The organism is Bradyrhizobium sp. WCU1 (genome assembly GCF_053474805.1).
This window is the reverse complement of record NZ_CM130280.1, coordinates 2629262-2652965: the sequence shown is the minus strand read 5'-3', so window position 1 is coordinate 2652965 and position 23704 is coordinate 2629262. Positions and strand designations below refer to the sequence as shown.

Genomic DNA, 23704 nt, shown 5'->3' with positions numbered 1-23704 from the left:
CCCCGCGGATGTTCAAGCCTGTGATGCCCAATGGACATGGAGAGGGAGTTGCGGAAGCGCGGCGATCGCGCGCATCCGCCGATTTGCGGCAATCTCAGAGGATGTGTGTGCCGTGCGCATCAAGGATGCCGTGACCATGTGTGAGCGGCGAGAGCAGGTCATGCCCGATCGTGCCGAGATCGACCGGTGTGGAGGCCGGCGCGCTCGCGGCGTGTCCGGCGGCGCTGCTGTCGCCGAGCAGACTGAGGTTGAGACTGCCGAGCAGATTGCCGGCCAACCCGTCGGCGCCGACGCCGCCGAGACTCGGAATGTTGAGACTCGGAATGTTGAGCTCGTGCGTGCCGGTGAGAGCGCCGAGGTCGAGCAGATGCGGGCCGATCGTGACGCCGGCCAAATGGCCGCTGCCGGAGCCAATGAGGCCGCCAAGCAAGCCGCCGAGCGGTCCGTTGCCTGCGGTGTCGCCGCCGAGATTGAGCAGGCCGCCATCGAGCAAGCCGTGCGTCAGCTGGCTGACCAGTCCGGTGACCGGGCTCAGCAGACCGCTGACATCGGAGACTGCCGTATCAACCAGCCCCGAGACGGCATGAATCACGCCGCTGATATCGGCGCCGAGATGCGCGACCGTCTCGCCGAGATTGCCGGCAAGGATTTGTCCCGGCACGACCAGAATGTCGGCGACCAGATTGGCATGGCCGCCATTGCTGGTCCCGATGGTGCTGATGTTGCCGAGATCGATCGCCTGTCCGAGATTGGTGAGGCCATGAAGCATGTCGGGCAGTGCGGTCGCCTGGGACAGGACACCGGCTGAGGAATGGACGCCGCCTTGAACCGCGGTCGTGGCGGTGTCGAGCACCGGTTGCAGCGCTCCGCCCGATGCTGCGAGCGCTGTCGAATCCGGCTCGACGGGCAATGCGGCGTTCAACACAATGCCGATCACCGGCAGCTCGCTCGTGTTCAGCAAGCTCCCGACCAGGGGCAGGTCGGAACCGGCCGCGGCTGCGGCGCCGTCGCCGAGCAGGGACGTCGCGCCGTCCAGCGCATTTGCCGCCGGTACCGGATCGATCAGGCTGTGGGCCGGCGGGCCGGCAGCCGTATCGGCCGTGCCGTCGTCAGGCAGCACAGATGTCACCGGGAGTGGCAGGTCGGAGAGTCCGTCGCTGGAATTTGCCAGCAGCGCCGTCGAGCCCGCCAGGACCTCGACCATCCGGTCGGCGGCGTTGCTGGATAGAGAGCTACTCATGCGCATCTCCCGCTGGATGAGGCAGCAATCCGGCTACGTCCGATCGGGCAAATGGTTGCCGAATCCCGGCTGCGGTATTCGCGGGATAGCGAAGGCGCGCTTACGTGGAAGCGGACAAACTGCTGAAAATTGCAGATTTGGGGCTGACCCGATCGGGCGGCCCAAACAAAAGGGCCGGATGCTATCCGGCCCTTTCACGTCCGATGAAGCAGCTTCGAGAGCTCAGGCCGCTTTCAGCAGGCCTTCCTTCTTCAGCGCTTCCTGCACCTTCGGGCGCGCCGCGACGCGGGCCTTGTAGGCCGTCACGTTCGGCAGGCCGGAGAGATCGAAGCCGAGCCGGTCTTGCGCCCACATGATCATGGTGAAGAGGTAGCCGTCGGCGACCGTGAACTGGCTGCCCATCAGATATTCGCGGCCGGCGAGCTGGCTGTCGACATATTTGAACTTGCCCATGGCGCGGTCCTTGAAAAACGCCTTGGCGTCGTCGGCGAGCACCGGCGAGAACATCGGGCCGAGATTCTTGTGCAGCTCGGTCGTGATGTAGTTCAGCCATTCGAGCAGCTTGTAGCGTTCGTTGGAATCCCGGGCGGGCGCCAGCTTCTTGTCGGCGACCTTGTCGGCGATCATCTGGATGATGATCGGGCCTTCGGTGACCATCTCGCCGGTATCCAGCGCCAGCGCCGGCACCTGGCCCTTGGGGTTCACTTGCAGGAAATCGTCGCCGTTTTCGAGCTTCTTGGCCCGAAGATCGACCTTGACCAGGTCATAGGGCAGGCCGGCTTCAAGCAGGGCGATGTGGGGGGAGAGGGAGCAGGCACCGGGGGAGTAATAAAGCTTCATGGGGGTATTCCTTCCCTTGTTCTTGGCGTCCGGAGAGGGATTGCCTACATGCGCCTGCATGAATTAGTCAAGATTGATGCAGATGCATTCAGTGCGGTACACTGGGTTCCGGGAACTTAGGGCCAGACGATGAAACGCAAGCTATCGAGCGAGGCGACGGCCGCCTGGATCCGCCTGATGCGGGTGCCGAGCCGGGTGCTGGACTGCGTCGAGCAGGATCTGAAGAAGGCCGGCTTTCCGCCGCTCGCCTGGTATGACGCCCTGCTCGAGCTGTCGCGCGCGCCGTCCGGCGAGCTGCGCCCGGTCGAGCTCGAGCGGCAGATGCTGATCCCGCAATATTCGACCTCGCGGCTGATCGACAAGCTGGTCGACGAGGGGCTCGCCGCCCGGCGCGAATGCAAGATCGACAAGCGCGGCCAGTTCGTCGAGATCACCGAGGCCGGGCGCGAGCTGCAGAAGAAGATGTGGAACGCCTATTCGGCGGCGATCGACAAGCATGTCGGCTCGAAATTGTCCGACGCCGACGCCGAACGGCTGTGCGGTCTGCTCGACCGTCTCGGCTGCTCCTGCGGCGAGACCGATGCAAAGAGCGATACCAAGGCCGCACCCGCGCGAGACGGCGTGCCCGCCCGATGATAGTCCTGATCCCATCATCCGCGGCCGGCATGGCCCGCGGATGTCCCTGCCACCGCGCGCCTTCGATCGAAGCGCCCTTGAGTTGGATTTTTTATGGCGCGTGACCAGATCGACATGACGCCGCTGCAGTCGCGCGACGAACTCGTGGCGTGGATTGAAGCCGGCGTGAAGCCCGAGTCCGAATTCCGGATCGGCACCGAGCACGAGAAGACCCCGTTCACGCTCGAGGGCCACCAGCCCGTGCCCTATGAGGGCGTCAAGGGTATCGGCGCGTTGCTCGAGGGCATGAAGCTCCTGCTCGGCTGGGAGCCGATCGTGGAGCGCGGCAACATCATCGGGCTTTATGACGTCACCGGCGGCGGCGCGATTTCGCTCGAGCCGGGCGGGCAGTTCGAATTGTCGGGCGCGCCGGTCGAGACCGTGCACCAGACGCAGTCGGAGTTGATGGCACATCTGGCGCAGGTGCGGGAGGTCGCAACCCCGCTCGGCATCGGCTTCCTCGGCCTCGGCATGACGCCGTCCTGGTCGCGCGCGCAGATCCCGGTGATGCCGAAGGGCCGCTACAAGATCATGCGCAACTACATGCCGAAGGTCGGCCAATACGGCCTCGACATGATGTTCCGGACCTGCACGGTGCAGACCAATCTCGACTTCTCCTCCGAAGCCGACATGGTGAAGAAGCTGCGGGTGTCGCTGGCGTTGCAGCCGATCGCGACCGCTCTGTTCGCCAATTCGCCGTTCACCGAAGGCAAACCGAACGGCTTCCTGTCGTTCCGCTCCGAAATCTGGCGCGACACCGACAATGCGCGCTCGGGCATGATTCCGTTCGCGTTCGAGGACGGCATGGGGTTCGAGCGCTATGTCGATTACGCGCTCGACGTGCCGATGTATTTCGTCAAGCGCGGCGAGGAATATATCGACGTCTCCGGCTCGTCGTTCCGCGATTTCTTCGCCGGCAACAACAAGATTCTCCCCGGCGAGCGGCCGACGCTGTCGGACTGGGCCAACCACCTCTCGACGATCTTCCCCGAGGTGCGGCTGAAGCGTTATCTCGAAATGCGCGGCGCCGACGGCGTGCCGTGGGGCCGGCTGCCGGCGCTGCCGGCGTTCTGGGTCGGGCTGCTCTACGATAATGACAGCCTCGATGCCGCCTGGGATATCGTCCGGCACTGGACCGCGGCGGAGCGGCAGGCGCTGCGCGATGACGTGCCGCGCTTCGGCTTCAAGGCACGGATCAAGGACCGCTATCTGTTCGAGATCGCCAAGGAGTGCCTGGTCCTGTCGCATGCCGGATTGCGCCGGCGCGGCCGGATCGACCATCTCGGACGCGACGAGAGCCGCTTCCTCGAACCGCTTGAGCGCATCATCGAGACCGGCCGCTCGCCGGCCGAGGAGATGCTGGAGAAGTTCAACGGGCCCTGGAAGGGCTCCGTGGAACCGGCCTATCAGGAATACGCCTTCTAATCCCGGCCCGCGCCCCGAACGCGTGCGGACGGCGGTGTTGTCGCACCCGCCGCTGCCGCGCCGTTCATCAGCCGTACAGGTTCATGGCGTTCAAATGACGCCCCGCGGGATGCGCGGGGCTGTACGAATTTGAAAGCAATGTCATGGGGATAGGCCGCCTCTTTAGGGCGTGTGTGGTGATGTTCGCGGTCTTGTCGGCCGTTGCCGTCACGCGCCCGGCATTGGCGCAAACCAATTTCGACCGTCCCGGCGGAGACTATCTGAACGCGCCGGTGACGTCGGGTGACCCCGCCGATTGCGCGCTGACCTGCGAGCGCGACCGCCGCTGTCGCGCCTGGAGCTTCAACTATCCGACCGATTCCAACAACGGCGCGGTGTGCTGGCTGAAGAACAGCGTGCCGCCGCGGGTGCAGGACGTTTGCTGCGTCTCCGGGGTGCGCGGCGCCGGCGTGGTCGAACCGCGCAACGGCGCCATCGAAACCTCGATCGACCGCCTCGGCGGCGACTACAAGAATTTCGAACTGAAGAGCAGCGACGGCGACGAGGCCTGCCAGGCCGCCTGCACCGCTGACAACAAGTGCCGCGCCTGGACCTACGCCCGGCCCGGCTATGCCGGCCGCGACGCGCACTGCTTCCTCAAGAAGGAGATCAAGCCGCCGCGCCGCAAGGCGGGGTTCACGTCGGGCGTGGTGCGGTAACGGCCGCACACAAAGCGTCGTCCCTGCGAACCTGTTCGCAGGAACGACAGGCTACTCCGCCGCGATCACCGTGATCTCCGGCCACAGCGTCTTCCATCGCGCTGCCTTCTTGGCGTAATTCGCCGCGGAAAAATTCGCGGTCCGGTTCGGCCGCACGATCATGTCGGCGACATCGTCGAAACCGCTCGGCGCATAAACGTCGTAACCGCTCGCACTACGCCGGATGCCGACCTGCACGTTCGCGCTGAGGAAGCGATCGATGCCGTCGGTCGAACGTGACAGCGCAGGGTAGGGCACGCCGTGCTTGCCGGGATACCAGAGATGGACGCGGGCCTGGTTGCGCACCTCGATCGCGGCGCCGAGATGGCCGAGTCGCGCCGTGAGGTCGCGGATGACGGCGTCCTCGGCCTCCCATGACGTGTCGGAATCGAAATAGAAGACGTCGTAGTCGCTGATACCATGATCGAGCGGCCGCGTTGTCAGCACGTTCCACACGCTCTGCACCAGGCAGCCGGCCACCAGCCAGGCATCAGGCAGACCGAGGCGGTCAAGCTCGCCTGTGATCGCTGGATTGACTGGGTTGCGCAGTGCCGCGGCGAGGAATTCGTCTTGCGTCACGACGTTGCCGTCGCATCGTAATCCCGAACCGCCTTCTTCGAGGCCAGCGTGCGCCAGTGCCGGCGCAGCAGCGGCTCGACGGTCGCACGTTTGGCTTTCGACAGGCGGATCAGCACGGTCGGATAATCGCGATAGTGATCGGTGAAATAGAAGAGCCTGGGCTGGCTCTCGACCAGCATGTCGCGCTCATCCGGCGGCACGCCCGGCATCACCAGGCTGTCGCCGTCCTCCTTGAGCCGCACCAGCATCTTCTTGCGCACCTTCAGCGCCGGTGTTCCGTAGGACGTGCCGTCCTCGACCTCCGGCCACGCCAGCACCAGGGTCCTGACGTCGTCGAAGGTCACGTTGACCTACTCACTGCACCGAGGTGAAGAAACGCGCGAGGCGGAAGCCGGAGAGCCAGGTCCAGACCGGCTGGCTGCGGATGCCCATGTCCCAGGAGCCGACCACCGCGTCCGCGCGGCCGATCAGATTGTCGATCGGCAACAGGCCGACGCCGCCGTCGCGCACCGGCACGCGGCTGTCGGCGGAATTGTCCCGGTTGTCGCCGAGCACGAACAGATTGCCGGGCGGCACCGTCACCTCGGGCGTGTTGTCGAGCCGGCCATTGTCGCGGATCTTGAAGATCGCGTGGCTGACACCGTTCGGCAGCGTCTCGACATAGCGATTGGCGTCCTCGCCGCCGCCGCGATCGTCTTCAGCAAAGCCGGTGCCGTCGGGCTTCAGCGCCGCAGCATGATCGTTGATGAAGAGCTGTCCCTGCCGCATCTGGATGCGATCGCCGGGCAGCCCGACCACGCGCTTGACCCAGGCCTGCGAGCGGTCGCCCGGCCAGCGGAACACGACGACGTCGCCGCGCTTCGGCGTCTCGCCGAACACCCGGCCGGTCTCCGGCAGCGTGATCTGGATCGGCAGCGACGCCGCGCCGTAGCCATAGGGATATTTCGAGGCGACCAGCGCGTCGCCGATCAGCAGCGTCGGCTCCATTGAGCCCGACGGCACGTAGAACGGCTCGGCGATCGCGCCCTTGGCGAGGAACACGACGGCCACGATCGCGGCCAGCTGTACGGCCTGTCCGCGCCAGCTGGTCGGCTTGGCCGCCACGACTTCGTTTCCGCTGCTCACTAGCCCGTTCCTCCGACCGTAATCCGTTCCATCCTGAGCGTCGGCTGGCCGACGCCGACCGGCACGCCCTGGCCGTTCTTGCCGCAGGTGCCGATTCCCGTATCCAGCTCAAGATCGTTGCCGATCATGGTGATCCTGTGGAGATCGGTCGGCCCGTTGCCGATCAGCATGGCGCCCTTCAGCGGCGCGCCGAGCTTGCCGTTCTCGATCTTGTAGGCCTCGGTGCACTGGAACACGTATTTGCCCGAGGTGATGTCGACCTGGCCGCCGCCGAAATTGGCGGCATACATGCCGTTCTTCACCGAGGCGATGATCTCGGCCGGGTCGCGGTCGCCCGCCAGCATGTAGGTGTTGGTCATGCGCGGCATCGGCACGTGGGCATAGCTCTGCCGCCGGCCGTTGCCGGTCGGCTTCATGCCCATCAGGCGTGCGTTCTGGCGGTCCTGCATGTAGCCGACCAGGATGCCGTCCTCGATCAGCATGGTGCGGTTGGTCGGCGTGCCCTCGTCGTCGATCGACAGCGAGCCGCGGCGCGAGGCCATGGTGCCGTCGTCGACCACGGTGACGCCCTTGGCTGCGACCTGCTGGCCCATCAGGCCGGCGAAGGCGGAAGTCTGCTTGCGGTTGAAGTCACCCTCGAGCCCATGGCCGACGGCCTCATGCAGCATCACGCCGGGCCAGCCGGCCCCGAGCACCACGTCCATCTCGCCGGCAGGCGCCGGCATCGATTCGAGATTGACCAGCGCCTCGCGCAGCGCGCCGTCGGCAGCGTCGCGCCAGGCCTTGGTCTCGATGAAGCGCGCATAGCCCTCGCGGCCGCCATAACCCTTGCTGCCGCTCTCCTGGCGGTCCCCTTGGCCTGCGACCACGGAGATGTTGACGCGCACCAGCGGGCGGATGTCGCGATAGCTCTCGCCGTCGGGCCGCAGGATCTCCACCACCTGCCAGGTCGCGGTGAGGCTGGCCGAGACCTGCCGCACCCGCGGGTCCTTGTCCCTGACATAGGCGTCGATCTCGCCGAGCAGTTTGACCTTGGCCTCGAACGCAGGTCCGTCGAGCGGGTTCTCGTCGCCATACAGCCTGACATTGGTGTGGGCCGGCGCCGCGGCGAACGTGCCGGCATAGCCGCCGCGCACCGCGGCAACCGCATCGGCCGCGCGGATCAGCGCCGGGATCGAGACGTCGGAGGAATGCGCATAGCCGACCGCATCGTCCTTGACGGCACGCAGGCCGAAGCCCTGCGAGGTGTCGTAGGTCGCCTGCTTGAGCCGGCCGTTGTCGAACACCAGCGCCTCGGTCTGCCCGAACTCCAGGAACAGCTCGCCGTCGTCGGCGCCTTCAAGGCCGCGTGCCACCTCGCGGCGAACGGCATCGCGGTCCAGATTGGCGCGGTCGAGCAGGGAGGTCGTGGCGGGATTGGTCATGGTCACTCCGACGCAGTGCGATTCTTTGGGCGTTCCGTGTCATCCTTGCCTGAAGCGCAACTGATTGCCAGTGGGGAACCCGGACGCAGGGATTTCGGGGCGATTGAAGCAGAGACGAGCGGAAAACGCATCTTACAACCCGGAAAGCTGCGCCGGTCCTGGTTCAGGGCCGGATGGCGACCGTCAAACATAGTGTTTTGGGTGGCAAACCGGGAGGGGCTGGGACAGTGACGGCGATCACGGCAGCCCCGCGCGATCCTCACCTTGTCGTCATCAGCGCGCGCGCCGGTCCGCCCTCCGCGGCTGGTCTTCCGGCTCGGGCTCATCGCTCGACGGCGCCGACTGCGCGGCGCTCCCGGTCGAGGTCGGAAAGCCATGCTCCTGCGCCCATCGGTGCAACTCGTCGAACATACAGGCCTGAGCGCCTTCGCCGACGGCGTCATCTCATACTCAATCCGCGGCGGCACCTCGGGATAGACCGTGCGCTTGACGCGGCCATTGGCTCCATCCGGGGTACGTGCTTCCGCAGCTAAGGGAGCGCCCTAGGGCAATTTGTCATAGCCCTCCGCCAGGCCGTTCAGGCTGAGCGGAAAGCCGATGCCCTCTTCCGGGGTTTCGAAAATGATGAAGGTCGCGGTCTTGGCGTTCTTGAGCTGGCCGAGCAGCTTGTCGTCCATCACGACCTCGGCGACGCAGCCATTGGGCAGGCAGCGGACGAAGCCGGCGCGGCCGACGTCCTGGTTGTCGAGTTTCAGGCCGAGGCCGGACGGCAGCAGCACGCCGAGCGGGGCGACCACGCGCATCAGGCGGCTCTTCTGGTCGGCGGTCTTCAGCACGATCACGGTCAGGCCGGCATTGGAGCGGTCTTCCGCTACCACGCTCTGGATCAGCGCGCATTGCTCGGCCTGGGCGCCGGGCGGGGTGTCGCAGCGGATCTGCCAGTCGCCATGGACCGAGCGCACCGCGCCCTGCGCGTTGGCCGCCTGGCTCAGGCCGAGCGAAAATGCGGCCGCCAAGAGGGCGCCGAGCCAGCGCGGCAGCGCCCGTCCTGCCTGAATGTTCGAAGCGCCCATCCGGGTCGATCCTCTAAAATGTTGGGTCCGGCCGTTCCGGCCGCCGGTAGCGCGCAACAGCCGACTGATACCGCAATGACGGCGCCTTGAAGGCGATCTTGGAGCCATTCCCGCGCCGGATTGGGGCAGCCCGCAGCGAATCAGGTTCCTGTGGGCTACCGCGCCTGTGCCTACATCCGGTAATCCGCCTGTCAACTGCGTGCGGCCGCCTTTCGCTTGATTTTGCGGGAAAAATCGCAAGCGGCAGCTTCATCGCAGGCGCATGGCTTTCGGCCCTACTACTGCATTGCGAGCGCCTGAGAATTATGGTTTGAGAGGCTGGATTTCGACGCGTTCTAGCGATCTGGCTCCCGTACCCACCTTGACTCAGAGACGGGTATGTCCGGAAGGCCGTTTGTCAGGGCGGATCGTGCTGCATTTTCGGCCACATGCCGGAGGTGCTTTGGGGAATAATGCAAGGGAGCGCGAGCGGCATGAAGATGTCGATTGGCCGGTTGGGCAGGCAATTGCTGGGGTTGACGGTAGCGGGTGTGGCGTCTGTCGCCGCGGGATCGGCCTTCGCCGAGATGGGGCAGCCGGCGCCGTGGGAGCACACGCTCCAGGAAGCCGCGACCCCGGTGATGGAAAACATCATCTGGTTCCACAATTTCCTGCTGGTGCTGATCACCGTCATTACGCTGTTCGTCCTGGCGCTGCTCGTCATCGTGGTGGTGAAGTTCAACGCCCGCGCCAACCCGGTCCCCTCCAAGACCACCCACAACACCCTGATCGAGGTGGCCTGGACGCTGATCCCGGTCCTGATCCTGGTCGGCATCGCGGTGCCGTCGTTCCGCCTGCTGTTCCTGGAGCTCGACGTGCCGAAGCCGGACCTCACCGTGAAGGTCACCGGCAAGCAGTGGTACTGGTCCTACGCCTACCCGGATAACGGCAAGTTCGAGTTCGACTCGCTGCTCGACAAGGACAAGCAGCCCCGTCTGCTCGGCGTCGACAACGAGATGGTGGTGCCGGTCAACAAGGTGGTGCGGATCCAGACCACCGGCGCCGACGTGATCCACTCCTTCGCGGTGCCGGCGTTCGGCGTGAAGATCGATTCGGTCCCCGGCCGCCTCAACGAGAGCTGGTTCAAGGCGACCAAGACCGGCGTGTTCTACGGTCAGTGCTCGGAACTGTGCGGCAAGGACCATGCCTTCATGCCGATCGCGGTGCGGGTCGTCAGCGACCAGGAATTCGCGACCTGGGTTGAAGGCGCGAAGAAGAAGTTTGCGACCAACCCGGCGAATTCCTACGCCTCGGCTGGTCAGGCGGCGCAGTAAGCCGGACGGCTTACGGCGCGGACGGAATAAGGGCGACGGGACCGCAAGGTCCGAGAGGGACTGCAAGGCAGGATTTTGAACATGGCGACAGGCGCAGCGACACACGACGATCACGCCCATGATGATCACGCCCACCATCCGACCGGATGGCGGCGCTATCTCTACTCCACGAACCACAAGGACATCGGTACGATGTACCTGGTCTTTGCGGTGATCGCGGGCGTCATCGGCGCTGCGATGTCGATCGCGATCCGTGCCGAGTTGATGTACCCGGGCGTCCAGATATTCCACGAGACGCACACCTATAACGTGTTCGTGACCTCGCACGGCCTGATCATGATCTTCTTCATGGTCATGCCGGCGATGATCGGCGGGTTCGGCAACTGGATGGTGCCGCTGATGATCGGCGCGCCCGACATGGCGTTCCCGCGCATGAACAACATCTCGTTCTGGCTGCTGCCGGCCTCGTTCGCGCTGCTGCTGCTGTCGACCTTCGTCGAGGGTGAGCCGGGCGCCAACGGCGTCGGCGCCGGCTGGACCATGTACGCGCCGCTGTCGACCTCGGGTCATCCGGGTCCGGCGGTCGATTTCGCGATCCTGTCGCTGCATCTCGCCGGTGCCTCGTCGATCCTCGGCGCCATCAACTTCATCACCACGATCTTCAACATGCGCGCGCCGGGCATGACCCTGCACAAGATGCCGCTGTTCGTGTGGTCGATCCTGGTGACGGTGTTCCTGCTGCTGTTGTCGCTGCCGGTGCTTGCCGGCGCGATCACCATGCTGCTGACCGACCGCAATTTCGGCACCACCTTCTTTGCGGCCGACGGCGGCGGCGACCCGGTGCTGTTCCAGCATCTGTTCTGGTTCTTCGGCCACCCCGAAGTGTACATCCTGATCCTGCCCGCCTTCGGCATGATCAGCCAGATCGTCTCCACCTTCTCGCGCAAGCCCGTGTTCGGCTATCTCGGCATGGCCTACGCCATGGTCGCGATCGGCGGCATCGGCTTCGTGGTGTGGGCGCACCACATGTACACCGTGGGCATGTCGTCGGCGACGCAGGCCTATTTCGTCGCCGCCACGATGGTGATCGCGGTGCCGACCGGCGTGAAGATCTTCTCCTGGATCGCCACGATGTGGGGCGGCTCGATCGAGTTCAAGGCGCCGATGATCTGGGCGATCGGCTTCATCTTCCTGTTCACCGTCGGCGGCGTCACCGGCGTCGTGCTGGCCAATGCCGGCGTCGACCGCGTGCTGCAGGACACCTACTACGTGGTGGCGCACTTCCACTACGTGCTGTCGCTCGGCGCCGTGTTCGGCATCTTCGCCGGCTGGTACTACTGGTTCCCGAAGATGTTCGGCTACATGTACTCGGAGAAGATCGCCAAGGCGCACTTCTGGTTCACCTTCGTCGGCGTCAACCTGGTGTTCTTCCCGCAGCACTTCCTCGGCCTGTCGGGCATGCCGCGCCGCTATGTCGACTATCCGGATGCGTTCGCCGGCTGGAACCTGATCTCCTCCTGGGGCTCGTACATCTCCGGCGTCGGCGTCCTGATCTTCATCTACGGCGTGATCGATGCCTTCGTCCGCAAGGAGCAGGCCGCGAACAATCCGTGGGGTGCGGGTGCCACTACGCTTGAGTGGACGCTGACCTCGCCGCCGCCGTTCCACCAGTTCGAAGTGCTGCCGCGCGTGCAGTAAGTCCACGACAACGCGGCGCACCTGCGGGTGCGCCGCGCCTTTTGCAGAGAAGTGAGACCTGATCTTGTCGGTTGTCGATCACAACGCCATTGAATTGCCCCGGATCTCGGAGGCTGAAGTGGGCGACTACATCGCGCTGCTGAAGCCGCGCGTGATGTCGCTGGTGATCTTCACCGCGCTGGTCGGGCTGATGATCGCGCCGGTTCATGTGCATCCGGTGCTGGCGTTCACCTCAATCCTCTGCATCGCGGTCGGTGCCGGTGCCTCCGGCGCTCTCAACATGGCCTATGAGAGCGACGTCGACGCCTTGATGACGCGCACCGCCAACCGGCCGATTCCGCGCGGCCGGATCACCCAGGCCGAGGCGGCCGCCTTCGGCCTGACGCTCGCCTTCTTCTCGGTGATGACGCTCGGCATCCTGGTCAACTGGGTGGCGGGCGCGCTGCTCGCCTTCACCATCTTCTTCTATGCCGTGATCTACACGATGCTGCTGAAGCGCTGGACCGCGCAGAACATCGTGATCGGCGGCGCCGCCGGCGCGCTGCCGCCGGTGGTGGCTTGGGCCGCCGCGACCGGCTCGCTCTCGGTCGAGCCGATCCTGCTGTTCATGATCATCTTCTTCTGGACCCCGCCGCACTTCTGGGCGCTGGCGCTGTTCCGCAGCGACGACTATGCGCGCGCCGGCATCCCGATGCTGCCGGTGGTCGCCGGTCCCGACGCCACCCGCCTGCAGATCCTGCTCTACACCGTCGTGCTGGTCGCGATCGCGCTGGCGCCATGGCCGCTCGGCTATTTCGACGCGATCTACGGCGTCACCTCGCTGGTGCTGGGCGCCGGCATGCTGTGGCTCGCCATCGAGGTTTACCGTCGCCGCGAGGGCACGGTTGCCAACCGCGCCACGCGGCGGCTGTTCGCGTTCTCGATCCTTTATCTGTTCGCGCTGTTCGCCGTCCTCCTTGCCGAGGTCGTGGTCCGCGCGATCCTGCCTGCCTTCATCGGATAGGGACGCCGGGGGGCGAGATGGGGGCACACGGGACAGCAATGGACGACAAGAACGAACCAGACGGCATCGTCCTCACCGAGGCGCAACTCAAGAGCCGCCGCCAGCGTTCGATCGCGATTGCGCTCGCGCTCGGCGTCATGGTGGTGCTGTTCTTCGCCGTCACCCTGGTGAAGGGGCCGGCCGTGCTGGTGCGACCGCTGTGAGCGAGATGGCGAACCAGGGTGTGCAGCAGGCTCCGCAAGGCGAGGGTGCCAAGGTCACGCGCCGCATGCTGACCCGCGACGCCCTGGTGGCGTCGATCTGCGGCTTCGTCGTGGTGCTGATGGTCGGCGCGTCCTACGCGGCCGTGCCGTTCTACAACTGGTTCTGCCGCACCACCGGCTTCAACGGCACCACCCAGGTCGCGACGTCGGCGCCTTCTGATGCACCGCTCGAGCGCACCATTGCGGTCAGCTTCGATTCCAACGTCGCGCCGGGCCTGCCCTGGAAGTTCGAGGCCGAGCAGACCACGATCGACGTCAAGATCGGCCAGGTCGTCACGGTCTACTACACCGTGACCAACCAGTCGGCGCGCACCACGACCGGCCAGGCAGCCTACAACGTCGCGCCGCTGACGGTCGGCGCCTATTTCCAGAAGATCAACTGCTTCTGCTTCACTGAACAGACCATGGCGCCGGGCGAGAAGCGCGAGATGGCCGTGGTGTTCTATGTCGATCCGGCGCTGGCCAAGGACAGCGAGAACGACACGCTGAAGACGATCACTTTGTCCTACACCTTCTTTCCCGTGCGCGACGCTACGCCGAAGCCCGTGGCGGCCGGCGAGGCGGAGCAGCGCAAGGGCGGCTAGAGCATGATCCGGAAAAGTGGGGTCCGGTTTTCCGAGAAGATCATGCTGAAGAGATTGGAATTTAAGATTAAGACGTGCCTTGCGGCACGCGAATGGAGAGACGGCAATGGCTGAGGCGCAAGTCAAGCATCACGACTATCATCTCGTCGACCCGAGCCCGTGGCCGGTGGTCGGCTCGGTCTCGGCCTTCATCATGGCGCTCGGTGCGATCGGCTGGATGCACCACATGTTCTCCGCCGCGCCGATCGTGTTCGGCGTCGGCACCATCGGCGTGCTCTACACCATGGCAAGCTGGTGGGGCGATGTGATCAAGGAAGCCCAGTACAAGGGCGACCACACCCGCGTGGTGCAGATCAGCCATCGCTACGGCATGATCCTGTTCATCGCCTCCGAGGTGATGTTCTTCGTCGCCTGGTTCTGGGCCTTTTTCAACTCGGCGCTGTTCCCGGCCGATGCGGTGCACGCCACGCGCGATGCGGTGTTCGGCTGCGGCGCCGGCACGGCGATGGGCGCATGCTCCGTCCCCGGCACCTGGCCGCCCCACGGCATCGAGACCTTCGATCCCTGGCATCTGCCGCTGCTCAACACGCTGCTGCTGCTGACCTCGGGCACCACGGTCACCTGGGCGCACCATGCGCTGCTGGAGAACGACCGCCAGGGCCTCAAGCAGGGCCTGATCCTCACCGTGATCCTCGGCGCCTGTTTCACCTGCGTGCAGGCCTATGAGTACGCCCATGCGACGTTCTCGTTCGGCGGCAACGTCTATGGCGCGACCTTCTTCATGGCGACCGGGTTCCACGGCTTCCACGTGCTGGTCGGCACCATCTTCCTGCTGGTCTGCCTGATCCGCGCCTATGCCGGCCACTTCACGCCGAAGCAGCATCTCGGCTTCGAGTTCGCCGCCTGGTACTGGCACTTCGTCGACGTGGTCTGGCTGTTCCTGTTCATCTGCATCTATGTCTGGGGCCACGGCGCCGAGTCGATGGCGCACGGCGCCCACTGACTTCGCCGACGTGCTAAGAGGGGGCGGCCTGATGGCCGCCCCCTTTGCTTTTGATAGAGAGCCGATGACCGATATCCCGCCCACTGTGACCGAAAGCGCGATCCGCGGCATCGCCTGCCGCTGCCCACGCTGCGGCAAGGGCAAGCTCTATTCCGGCTTTCTGACGCTGGCGCCGCGCTGTCAGGCCTGTGGCCTCGACTACGCCTTCATCGATGCCGGCGACGGGCCGGCGGTCTTCATCATCATGCTGGCCGGCGCCATCGTGGTCGCGGCGGCGCTGATCGTCGAGGTCAAGTACCAGCCGCCATTCTGGGTGCATGCCGCGCTATGGCTGCCGTTGATCGTGGTGACCACGATCCTGCCGCTGCGTTCGATGAAGGCGCTGCTGATCGCGCTGCAATTCCACCACAAGGCCGCCGAAGGCCAACTGATCGAGCGCGACCCGAAATGAATGACGTCTCTACGCGCCGACCGAGCGCGGCCGGCTTCGGCCTTTTCACGCTGATCCTGATCGCGGTGTTCATCGCGCTCGGCGTCTGGCAGTTGCAGCGCCGGGTCGAGAAGCATGCGCTGATCGCAGCGCTCGACGCGCGGCTGGCCGCGCCGACCGAGGCGCTGCCGCCGCCATCGGCATGGCCCACGCTGACCTCGGCGAAGGATGAATTCCGCCGCGTCACTTTGACCGCGACTTACGCAAAGCTGCCCGACGCGATGGTGTTCAGCTCCGGCTCCGCGGTGCGCGACGACATTTCGGGGCCCGGCACCTGGGCGTTCCTGCCGGCCAAGCTTGCCAGTGGCGAGACCGTCGTGATCAACACCGGGTTCGTCCAGAACACGATGCAGGACCGCGCTTTCGAGGATCGCGTCACAGGTCGCCTCGTCACCGGCGCGCCGGTCGAACTCACAGGCTATATCCGTTATCCCGAGCCGCCGGGCCGGCTGACGCCGAAGGAAGATGCATCGAAGCGGCTGTGGTTCGTGCGCGACCATCGCGCCATGGCGCAGGCGCTCGGCTGGGGCGAGGTCGCGCCGTTCTATATCGACCTCGAAGCGCCGGTGCCCGATAGCGGCACGCCGAAGCCCGGGCCTTTGAAGGTGCATCTCAAGGACGACCACATGCAGTACGCCATCACCTGGTTCTCGCTGGCGGCCGCGGTCACGATCGCCTTCGGCCTGTGGTGGCGCGGCCAGCGGCGCCGCGCGGGCTGAGCGAGCAGGTCACGAGGCCGCCTCGGCTTCGTGCGGCGCGTCCTTCCGCGCAACTGCGCGCAGGTTGGCCAACGACCGGCTGATCCTGTCGAGGTAGATGTACACGACCGGCGTCGTGAACAGCGTCATCAATTGCGAGACGATCAAGCCGCCGACGATGGCAAAGCCGAGCGGCTGACGCAGCTCCGATCCGGTGCCGGTGCCGATCATCAGCGGAACGCCGCCGAGCATCGCGCACATTGTCGTCATCAGGATCGGGCGGAACCGCGCCCGGCAGGCCATGTAGATCGACTGTTCGGCGGAGACATGCTGGTGGCGCTCGGCCTGTAGCGCGAAATCGATCAGCATGATGCCGTTCTTCTGTACGATGCCGATCAAGAGGATGATGCCGATCAGCCCGATCACGTCGAGCCCGAGGCCGAACGCCCACAGTGCGACCAGCGCGCCGAGCCCGGCGGACGGCAAGGTCGAGAGGATCGTGATCGGGTGGATCGTGCTCTCATAAAGCATGCCGAGGATCAGATAGACGGCGACCAAGGCGGCGAGGATCAGGATCGGCGTCGACGCGAGCGCCGCCTGGAACGCCTGCGCATTGCCCTGGAAGCTGGTGACGACGGTCGACGGCACGTGCAGCTCGGCGGTCGCCTTCTGCACCGCCGCGACCGCGGTCCCCACCGCCGTGCCCGGCGCCAGGTTGAAGCTCAGCGTCACCGACGGGAACTGGCTCTGATGGTTCACGGAAAGCGGCGCGGTGCCGTAGTCGATGCTCGCGATCTGGCTGAGCGGCACCATGGTCCCCGCGGACGAACGGATATAGATGCGGTTGAGTGCATAGGGGCCGAGCTGGAACGACGGATCGACCTCCAGGATCACGTAATAGGTGTTGAGCGTCGTGAACAGCTGGGCGACATGCCGCTGGCCGAATGAATCATAGAGCGTGTTGTCCACGGCAGCCGGATCGATGCCGAGGCGGGAGGCCGCGTCGCGGTCGATCTGCAGCTTGAGCTGACGCGCGGCGTTGGCCTGGTCGGTCGCGACGTCGGCCAATTCGGGCAGCGTCTTCAGCTTCTGATACAGCTTGCCGGCCCACAGATTGAGCTCATCCTGGTTCACGTCGGTGAGGGTGAACTGGTACTGCGTCTTGGACAGGCGGCTCGCGAGATTGATGTCCTGCGTTGCCTGCATGAACACCGACATGCCCTTGATCTTCTGCAACGCGGTGTCGAGCTGGCGGATCACCTGATCGGCGGATGCGTTGCGTTCGGCCCGCGGCTTCAGCAGCACGAACAGGCGGCCGTTGTTCTCGGTCACGGTCGGGCCGCCCGGCCCGATATAACCGGTCGCATTGGCAACCGAGGGATTCCTCGAAATGACATCGATGACGCTGCGTTGCAGTGTCGCCATTTGCGCCGGAGAGATGTCGGCCGAGGCCTCCGTGATGCCGGTGATCATGCCGGTGTCCTGCTGCGGAAAGAAGCCCTTCGGGATGCCCACGAACAGCAAGCCGGTCACCGCGACGCTCGCCAGCATGATCGACAGCGTCGCGGCCTTGTAGCGCAGCGCTGCGGCAAGCACGGCTTCATAGCCCGTCTGGATCGCGACGAAGCCGCGTTCCAGCGTGCGCGAGATGATCCCGGCCTCGGCGCCCTGGTGCGGCGATAGCAAATAGGCGCACATCATCGGCGTCAGCGTCACTGAGACGATCACCGACACCACGATGGCAACGCATACCGTGACGGCGAACTCCTGGAACATGCGGCCGATCACCCCGCCCATCAGCAGCAGCGGAATGAAAACCGCGATCAGCGAGACCGAGATCGAGATGATGGTGAAGCCGATCTCGCCCGCGCCTTTCAGCGCAGCCTGCATCGGAGAGAGGCCTTCCTCGATATGCCGGGAGATATTCTCGATCATCACGATGGCATCGTCGACGACGAAGCCGACCGCGATCGACAGGCCCATCAGCGACAGATTGTCGAGGCTGTAGTTGAGCAGATACATCACGCCGAAGGTGCCGATCAGTGAGATCGGGACCGAGACCGCGGGGATGATGGTCGCCCACAGATTGCGCAGGAACAGGAAGATCACCCCGACCACCAGCGCGATGGTCAGCACCAGGGTGAGCTGAACGTCGGCGACGCTGGCGCGGATGGTCTGCGTTCGGTCCGAGGCGATCGTGACCTTGATGTCGGACGGCAGGCTCGACACCAGCTGTGGCAGCAGCTTCTTGATGCCGTCCACCGTGCTGATCACGTTGGCGCCGGGCTGGCGCTGGATCGCGAGAATGACGGCGGGCTTGTCGTTGTACCAGCCGTGCAGCGTGACGTCCTCGGCCGCCACGATGGCCTGCCCGACGTCGCGCAGGCGCACCGGCGCGCCGTTGCGATAGGCGATGATCAGATCGTCATACTTGTTCGCGACCAGCACCTGGTCGTTGGTGGCGAGCGTATAGGCCTGCTGACTGCCGTAGAGCACCCCCTTGGGCTGGTTCACGGTGATGTTGCCGAGCGTGGCGCGTAATTGCTCGAGATCGAGCCCTGCGGCAGCGAGCTTGGCCGGATTGACCTGCACCCGGATCGACGGCTTCTGCATGCCGCCGATGGTGACGAGCGAGACACCCGGCACCTGCGACAATTTCTGCGCCAGGATGCTGTCGGCATAGTCGTCGACCTTGGTCAGCGGCTCGGTGTCCGACGTGAGCGCGATCAGCAGCACCGGCACGTCGGCCGGATTGACCTTGTGGAAGGTCGGCGGCGACGGCATCGTCTTGGGCAATTGCCCCGATGCCGCATCGATCGCGGTCTGCACGTCCTGCGCCGCCGCATCGACGCTGCGGTTCAGCGCGAATTGCAGCGTGATCTGGGTGTTGCCGAGCCCGCTGCTCGAGCTCATGCCGGTCAAGCCGGCGATCTGACCGAACTGCCGTTCCAGCGGGGTTGCGACCGACGAGGCCATGGTCTGCGGGTCGGCGCCGGGGAATTGCGCGGTGACCTGGATGGTCGGGGTATCTACCGTCGGCAACGCCGAGACCGGCAGGCGCACGAAGGCGATGATGCCGACCAGCACGATGGCGACGGCCAGGAACGCGGTGGCGACGGGCTTGCGGATGAAACCTGCGGAGACGTTCATGGCAGCATCCCTGCGCTTGCGGTGGTTGCGTCCTGGACCTGGTCTTTCTTGTCGTCGGGCACGATCTCGACCGTGGTCCCGGGATTGAGCCGGTACTGCCCCGCGGTGACCACGGTCTCGTTGGCCGCGAGGCCCTGCTCGATCAGGACCTGCCCGTCGCGCGATTGGCCGGTCGTGACATTGCGGATGCCGACGACGTTGTTCGGGCCGACCGTATAGGCGAAGGCGCCGTCCGGCCCCTGGCGAACCGCCGTCAGCGGCACGGTGAGCGCGTTGTGCCGAACGGCGATCGTCAGATGAACGTTGACGAAGGTGCCTGGCCACAGCGTGTTGCCGGCATTGGGGAAGGATGCCTTCAGCTGCACGGTGCCGGTCGAGCTGTCGACCTGGTTGTTGATCAGCATCAGGCTGCCGTGGTCGAGCTTGTGCTTGTTCTGGGCATCATAGACGTCGACCGATGCGTCGCCGGATGCCAGCGCCTGCTGGACACCGGGGATGTCGCCGGATGGCAGCGTGAAGATCACCGCGATCGGCTGCAGCTGGGTGAGGACCACAAGCCCGTTGGTATCGGTCGGGTGCACGACGTTGCCGGGATCGATGCGGCGGATGCCGGTGACGCCGTTGAACGGCGCCGTGATCGTGGCGTAGCTCAGCTGGGTCTGTGCGGCCTCAAGCGCGGCCTTGTCGAGCGCGACGGTGCCTTCGCCCTGCGCGACCTGCGAATCCTGGGTATCGAGCAGTTGCTGGGTCGCAAAGCCGCGAGTGGCGAGCGGCTGGGTACGCGCCAGATTGGTCCTGGCGTTCTTCAGACTCGCCTGGTCGCGTGCCAGCGCGGCCTCGGCCTGGTCGACCTGGGCCTCGTAGACCCGCGGGTCGATCCTGGCGAGTACATCGCCGCGCTTCACCTGCTTGCCTTCGACAAAATCGACGCTGTCGAGCGTGCCCTGCACCTGGGTGCGGATGGTGGCCGTGTTGATCGGCGTCACCGTGCCCAATCCTTCGAGCACGATCGGCACATCATGCTGCAGGACCTTTGCCGCCGTCACCGGAACGACTGATGTGGTCGTCTTCGACTGGGCCGCGGCCGGAGCCCTGTCGGCCGCGCGATCCGGCCGATCCACGGCATACAAGCCGACGCTGATTGCGGCGGCCGCCAGGCACACGCCCGCGATCGTGATGGTCTTCATTGTCATGGTTCACCAGCTCCATCGGTGGTCCGGCGGCCGATCGTCGCGACCAGCTCCAGGACAAAGGTTTCGGTTGCGCTCGCCGCGGCAGCTTCCGTCGCGCGGCCGGCGGCGAGGTCGAGATTGATGATGCGGGCGTCGAGATCGGCGGCGCGCAACGCGCCGATCAGACTGCCTTGCGGCTCTTCGTCATTGTGATGAATCACGAGCCGGATCGCGGTCACCGTCGGCACCACGGGAAACGACAGTGCGTCGGAGGCAACGTCGATCGCGACGATGCCGCCGCAGGGCAGCTCGCCGCGCAGCGTCAGTTCGAGCATGCGCCGCGCGATGGGCCCTTCGCCGAGCAGGATCAGCTGCCGCGGCGCCATCCCGACGCGGTCGAGCGCGGCCGCAACGCCGCTCAGGATGCCGGCATAGCTGGTTTCGCGCAGCGCAATCGGCAGCCATGTCGCAAGCGGGGTGAGCCGTCGCCAGCGCGCGAAGGTTTCCGGTACGGCGATATCAGCAGCATCGGGGGCGACCAGGACGCCGACCAGCACGCGCGCGGTGGCGCGATGGGGCCGGGTTGCGATGGCGCTGTGCGGGCTCTCGGGCATGCCCGGAAGCTGGGCCTTGGTCCGATATTATTCAAATGAATTGTCTTTATTTGCCTATTCACATTGTGCATGATGAATGCATGCGGCTGCGCAATCTCGATCTCAATCTTCTGCTGGTGTTCGACGCCGTCATGCGCGAGCGCAGCGTGGTGCGTGCAGCCGGCGCACTTGCCATCAGCCAGCCCGCCGTGAGCCACGCGCTGAACCGGCTGCGTCATGCGCTGAAGGACCAGCTGTTCGTCCGCACGCCGTCCGGCATGCTGCCGACGCCGCGGGCCGAAGCACTGGCGCTGCCGGTCCGCAAGGCGCTGAGCGACCTGCAACTGGCGGTCGAAGGCGATCGTTTCGATCCGGCGCAGGCGGATCGGCGCTTCGCCATTGCCGTCAATAATTATGCTGCGGTGGTTGCCGCCGGCGCGATCATCGCGGCGGTGCGCGCGCAGGCGCCCCGGGTGCGGCTGACGCTGGTGCCGAGCGGGACCTTGAATCTCGCCGACCGGCTCGATCGCGGCGAGCTCGATCTTGCGATCTCCGCCGGCGCGCTGGAGGGCGAGCGCTTCGCCTCCCGTCGGTTGATCGAGGATCGCTTCGTCGCTGTGCTGCGGGCCGGTCATCCGGCCCTGCGCAAGAAGCTGACCGGCGAGGCGCTGATCGAGCTGCCGCATCTTGCGATCACCTCCAGCGGCGAGAATCTGGATTTCATCGACGCCTGGCTGCGGGCACGCAAGGCGGGCCGCATCATTGCATCAGATGTGCCCTATCTGTCGGCCGGCGCGGTTCTGGTGCAATCCAACATGGTTGCGATCCTCGGGCGCAAGCTCGCGCTCGAATTCCGCCGCGCCTATCCGATCGAGATGCGGGAGTTGCCGTTCGACGCGTCGAAGCTGCACAGTGTCATGTGCTGGCACCGCCGCTTCGACGATCTGCCGGCGCACCGCTGGCTCAGGGACACGATCGTCGCCGCCACCGGCGGCATTTGATCCGGGTCGAGACGATGCGCCTGATCAATGACCCGCGGGGGCGGGGCCGCCGAGTTTGATGTTGCGCAAGGTCAGCGCCAGTGGGATCGCCGAGAGCGCGATCAGCATCAGGACCCAGAATGCGTCCATGTAGGAAAGGAACGAGGCCTGGGTCTGCACCTGCTGACCGATCCACTGCACCGCCTGCTGCTGCGCCTGCAGCAGCGAACTGCCCTGGGCAATGAAGAAGTCGGTCATTCGATGCATGGTGTCCTGATATTGCGGACTTGACGGCGTCACCTGCTCGACCAGCCGGCTCTGGTGGAACTGCTCGCGATGCGTCAGCACGTTGGAGACCAGCGAGACGCCGATCGAGCCGCCGGTGTTGCGCGCGGCATTGATCAGCGCCGAGGCCTGGTCGGTCTTGCCGGCCGGAATGCCGTCATAGGATGCCGCCATGATCGGAATGAAGATCAAGGGCAGGCCGACGCCGATCAGCATGCGCGAGCGCGCCATGTACCAGAAGCCGAGGTCGCCATAGACATTGGTCATGCTGTACATCGACGCCGCGATCACCAGCGCGCCGGCGATGATCAAATATTTCGGCTGCACCCTGGCGGCGAGACGGCCGACCGCGAACATCATCACCATGGTCACCACGCCGCCGGGCGACAGCACGAGGCCGGCCCAGGTCGCGGTGTAGCCGAAATCCTGCTGCACCAGTTGCGGCAGGAACTGGGTGGTCGCGAGCAGGATCGCGCCGGTCGCGAGCATCACGAGGAAGCTCGCGCCGAACTGCCGGGTCGCGACCATCCGCAGATCGATCATCGGATTGCGGCGGGTCATCTCCCACGGGATCATCAGCACGAAGGCGATGGCGCAGATCGCCGCCGACGCGATGATGAAGGACGATCCGAACCAGTCGTCCTCCAGGCCACGGTCCAGCGTCACCTCGAGCGCGCCGAGGAAGGTCGCGACCAGCGCGAAGCCGATGAAATCGAACGAATTGTCCTGCTTCTGGTCCTTGGGCCTGGCGGGCTCCTGCAGTACCGCGGCGATCAGCGCGATCGCGAAGGCGCCGACCGGCGCGTTGATCAGGAAGCACCAGTGCCAGGACAGATTGTCGGAGAGCCAGCCGCCCAGCGTCGGGCCGACCACCGGCGCCACCACGACGGCGATGCCGAACACCGCAAACGCCTGGCCGCGCTTGGCCGGCGGAAACGCGTCGGCAAGGATCGACTGCGCCACCGGCACCATGCCGCCGCCGCCGAGGCCCTGCAGGATGCGGAACAGCAGCAGCGCGTTGAGGTTCGGCGCGAAGCCGCACAGGATCGAGCTCACCGTGAAGATGCCGAGGCAGATCAGGAAGAAGGTCTTCCGCCCCAGCATCTTGGCGAGGAAGCTCGAGGCGGTGAGGATGATGGCGTTGGAGACCAGATAGCTCGTCACCACCCAGGAGGCTTCGTCCTCACTGACGCCCATGCCGCCCGCGATATAGGGCAGCGCGACGTTGGCGATGGTGGTGTCGAGCACCTCCATGAAGCTCGCGAGCGCGACCACGATGGCGATCAGCCACGGATTGACGGTGACGCGCGGGACAGGGAGGCTTTTGGGATCGATTGCTGCTGCACTCATGACA

24 protein-coding genes are annotated in these 23704 nt (G+C 65.5%); 12 read left to right on the top strand and 12 right to left on the bottom strand.

Annotated features, from left to right (window positions below; all coding sequences use genetic code 11):
* Nucleotides 1–94 precede the first annotated feature (94 nt).
* Nucleotides 95–1240, bottom strand: coding sequence for a hypothetical protein (locus ACTUWL_RS12300; RefSeq protein WP_021076899.1), 1146 nt, complete (start codon nt 1238–1240; stop codon nt 95–97).
* 222 nt (nt 1241–1462) lie between these two features.
* Entirely contained in the window at nt 1463–2080 is a 618-nt protein-coding gene (gstA, locus tag ACTUWL_RS12295; RefSeq protein ID WP_021076898.1) for a glutathione transferase GstA, read from the bottom strand.
* A gap of 129 nt (nt 2081–2209) precedes the next feature.
* Here gstA and ACTUWL_RS12290 point away from each other — a divergent pair, with 129 nt between their 5' ends.
* From ACTUWL_RS12290 to ACTUWL_RS12280, 3 genes are all read left to right on the top strand, one after another.
* On the top strand, nt 2210–2716 hold the full coding sequence (locus ACTUWL_RS12290) for a MarR family winged helix-turn-helix transcriptional regulator (protein ID WP_021076897.1): 507 nt from the start codon (nt 2210–2212) through the stop codon (nt 2714–2716).
* Between the two features lie 93 nt (nt 2717–2809).
* Nucleotides 2810–4180 (top strand): glutamate--cysteine ligase, encoded by a 1371-nt coding sequence (locus ACTUWL_RS12285; RefSeq protein ID WP_021076896.1) that lies wholly within the window; start codon nt 2810–2812, stop codon nt 4178–4180.
* Between the two features lie 143 nt (nt 4181–4323).
* The gene (locus tag ACTUWL_RS12280; RefSeq protein WP_035650067.1) at nt 4324–4878 is read left to right on the top strand and encodes a PAN domain-containing protein; all 555 of its coding nucleotides are present in this window, start codon (nt 4324–4326) and stop codon (nt 4876–4878) included.
* Between the two features lie 51 nt (nt 4879–4929).
* Here ACTUWL_RS12280 and ACTUWL_RS12275 read toward each other — a convergent pair whose 3' ends face one another.
* The 6 genes from ACTUWL_RS12275 to ACTUWL_RS12250 all read right to left on the bottom strand — a co-directional run bounded on the left by ACTUWL_RS12275 (nt 4930) and on the right by ACTUWL_RS12250 (nt 9118).
* Nucleotides 4930–5496, bottom strand: a complete 567-nt coding sequence (locus tag ACTUWL_RS12275; protein ID WP_021076894.1) for a nucleotidyltransferase family protein — start codon at nt 5494–5496, stop codon at nt 4930–4932.
* Nucleotides 5493–5840, bottom strand: a complete 348-nt coding sequence (locus tag ACTUWL_RS12270) for an MmcQ/YjbR family DNA-binding protein (RefSeq protein WP_021076893.1) — start codon at nt 5838–5840, stop codon at nt 5493–5495. Before ACTUWL_RS12270 ends, ACTUWL_RS12275 begins: the two co-directional genes overlap by 4 nt.
* Nucleotides 5841–5850: 10 nt before the next feature.
* Complete coding sequence (gene lepB / locus ACTUWL_RS12265) at nt 5851–6621, bottom strand: signal peptidase I (RefSeq protein ID WP_021076892.1); 771 nt, start codon at nt 6619–6621, stop codon at nt 5851–5853.
* A complete protein-coding gene (gene tldD, locus ACTUWL_RS12260; RefSeq protein WP_021076891.1) occupies nt 6621–8045 on the bottom strand; it encodes a metalloprotease TldD in 1425 nt (474 codons plus the stop codon). Before tldD ends, lepB begins: the two co-directional genes overlap by 1 nt.
* Nucleotides 8046–8047: 2 nt before the next feature.
* On the bottom strand, nt 8048–8512 hold the full coding sequence (locus ACTUWL_RS12255; protein WP_106940436.1) for a hypothetical protein: 465 nt from the start codon (nt 8510–8512) through the stop codon (nt 8048–8050).
* Between the two features lie 75 nt (nt 8513–8587).
* Nucleotides 8588–9118, bottom strand: a complete 531-nt coding sequence (locus ACTUWL_RS12250; RefSeq protein ID WP_021076890.1) for an invasion associated locus B family protein — start codon at nt 9116–9118, stop codon at nt 8588–8590.
* Between the two features lie 473 nt (nt 9119–9591).
* Between ACTUWL_RS12250 and coxB the strand changes: the two genes are divergently transcribed.
* From coxB to ACTUWL_RS12210, 8 genes are all read left to right on the top strand, one after another.
* Nucleotides 9592–10431 (top strand): cytochrome c oxidase subunit II, encoded by an 840-nt coding sequence (coxB, locus tag ACTUWL_RS12245; protein ID WP_021076889.1) that lies wholly within the window; start codon nt 9592–9594, stop codon nt 10429–10431.
* Between the two features lie 81 nt (nt 10432–10512).
* The gene (ctaD, locus tag ACTUWL_RS12240; protein ID WP_021076888.1) at nt 10513–12129 is read left to right on the top strand and encodes a cytochrome c oxidase subunit I; all 1617 of its coding nucleotides are present in this window, start codon (nt 10513–10515) and stop codon (nt 12127–12129) included.
* A gap of 64 nt (nt 12130–12193) precedes the next feature.
* A complete protein-coding gene (locus ACTUWL_RS12235) occupies nt 12194–13132 on the top strand; it encodes a heme o synthase (protein ID WP_035650064.1) in 939 nt (312 codons plus the stop codon).
* Nucleotides 13133–13170: 38 nt separating this feature from the next.
* A complete protein-coding gene (locus ACTUWL_RS12230; RefSeq protein ID WP_035650061.1) occupies nt 13171–13335 on the top strand; it encodes a hypothetical protein in 165 nt (54 codons plus the stop codon).
* Between the two features lie 5 nt (nt 13336–13340).
* Entirely contained in the window at nt 13341–13979 is a 639-nt protein-coding gene (locus ACTUWL_RS12225; protein ID WP_021076885.1) for a cytochrome c oxidase assembly protein, read from the top strand.
* A 106-nt stretch (nt 13980–14085) separates the two neighbouring features.
* Nucleotides 14086–14982: a cytochrome c oxidase subunit 3 gene (locus ACTUWL_RS12220; protein WP_021076884.1), complete on the top strand. Its 897-nt coding sequence runs from the start codon at nt 14086–14088 to the stop codon at nt 14980–14982.
* A 64-nt stretch (nt 14983–15046) separates the two neighbouring features.
* Nucleotides 15047–15433: a DUF983 domain-containing protein gene (locus tag ACTUWL_RS12215; RefSeq protein ID WP_035650058.1), complete on the top strand. Its 387-nt coding sequence runs from the start codon at nt 15047–15049 to the stop codon at nt 15431–15433.
* Nucleotides 15430–16191 carry an SURF1 family protein gene (locus ACTUWL_RS12210; protein ID WP_021076882.1) on the top strand — a complete coding sequence of 254 codons (762 nt, stop codon included), beginning with the start codon at nt 15430–15432 and terminating at the stop codon, nt 16189–16191. Before ACTUWL_RS12215 ends, ACTUWL_RS12210 begins: the two co-directional genes overlap by 4 nt.
* A gap of 9 nt (nt 16192–16200) precedes the next feature.
* Here the strand turns inward: ACTUWL_RS12210 and ACTUWL_RS12205 are convergent, their stop codons facing one another.
* The 3 genes from ACTUWL_RS12205 to ACTUWL_RS12195 are packed head-to-tail and all read right to left on the bottom strand — an operon-like array spanning nt 16201 to nt 21106.
* Nucleotides 16201–19320 carry an efflux RND transporter permease subunit gene (locus tag ACTUWL_RS12205; RefSeq protein WP_021076881.1) on the bottom strand — a complete coding sequence of 1040 codons (3120 nt, stop codon included), beginning with the start codon at nt 19318–19320 and terminating at the stop codon, nt 16201–16203.
* A complete protein-coding gene (locus ACTUWL_RS12200) occupies nt 19317–20513 on the bottom strand; it encodes an efflux RND transporter periplasmic adaptor subunit (RefSeq protein WP_021076880.1) in 1197 nt (398 codons plus the stop codon). The genes ACTUWL_RS12205 and ACTUWL_RS12200 overlap by 4 nt, the downstream gene beginning before the upstream one ends.
* A complete protein-coding gene (locus ACTUWL_RS12195; RefSeq protein ID WP_021076879.1) occupies nt 20510–21106 on the bottom strand; it encodes a hypothetical protein in 597 nt (198 codons plus the stop codon). Before ACTUWL_RS12195 ends, ACTUWL_RS12200 begins: the two co-directional genes overlap by 4 nt.
* A gap of 80 nt (nt 21107–21186) precedes the next feature.
* On the opposite strand from ACTUWL_RS12195, the gene ACTUWL_RS12190 reads away from it, so the two are divergent.
* A complete protein-coding gene (locus ACTUWL_RS12190) occupies nt 21187–22086 on the top strand; it encodes a LysR family transcriptional regulator (protein WP_021076878.1) in 900 nt (299 codons plus the stop codon).
* A gap of 24 nt (nt 22087–22110) precedes the next feature.
* On the opposite strand, the gene ACTUWL_RS12185 is transcribed toward ACTUWL_RS12190, so the two are convergent.
* Complete coding sequence (locus ACTUWL_RS12185; protein WP_021076877.1) at nt 22111–23700, bottom strand: DHA2 family efflux MFS transporter permease subunit; 1590 nt, start codon at nt 23698–23700, stop codon at nt 22111–22113.
* Nucleotides 23701–23704 lie beyond the last annotated feature (4 nt).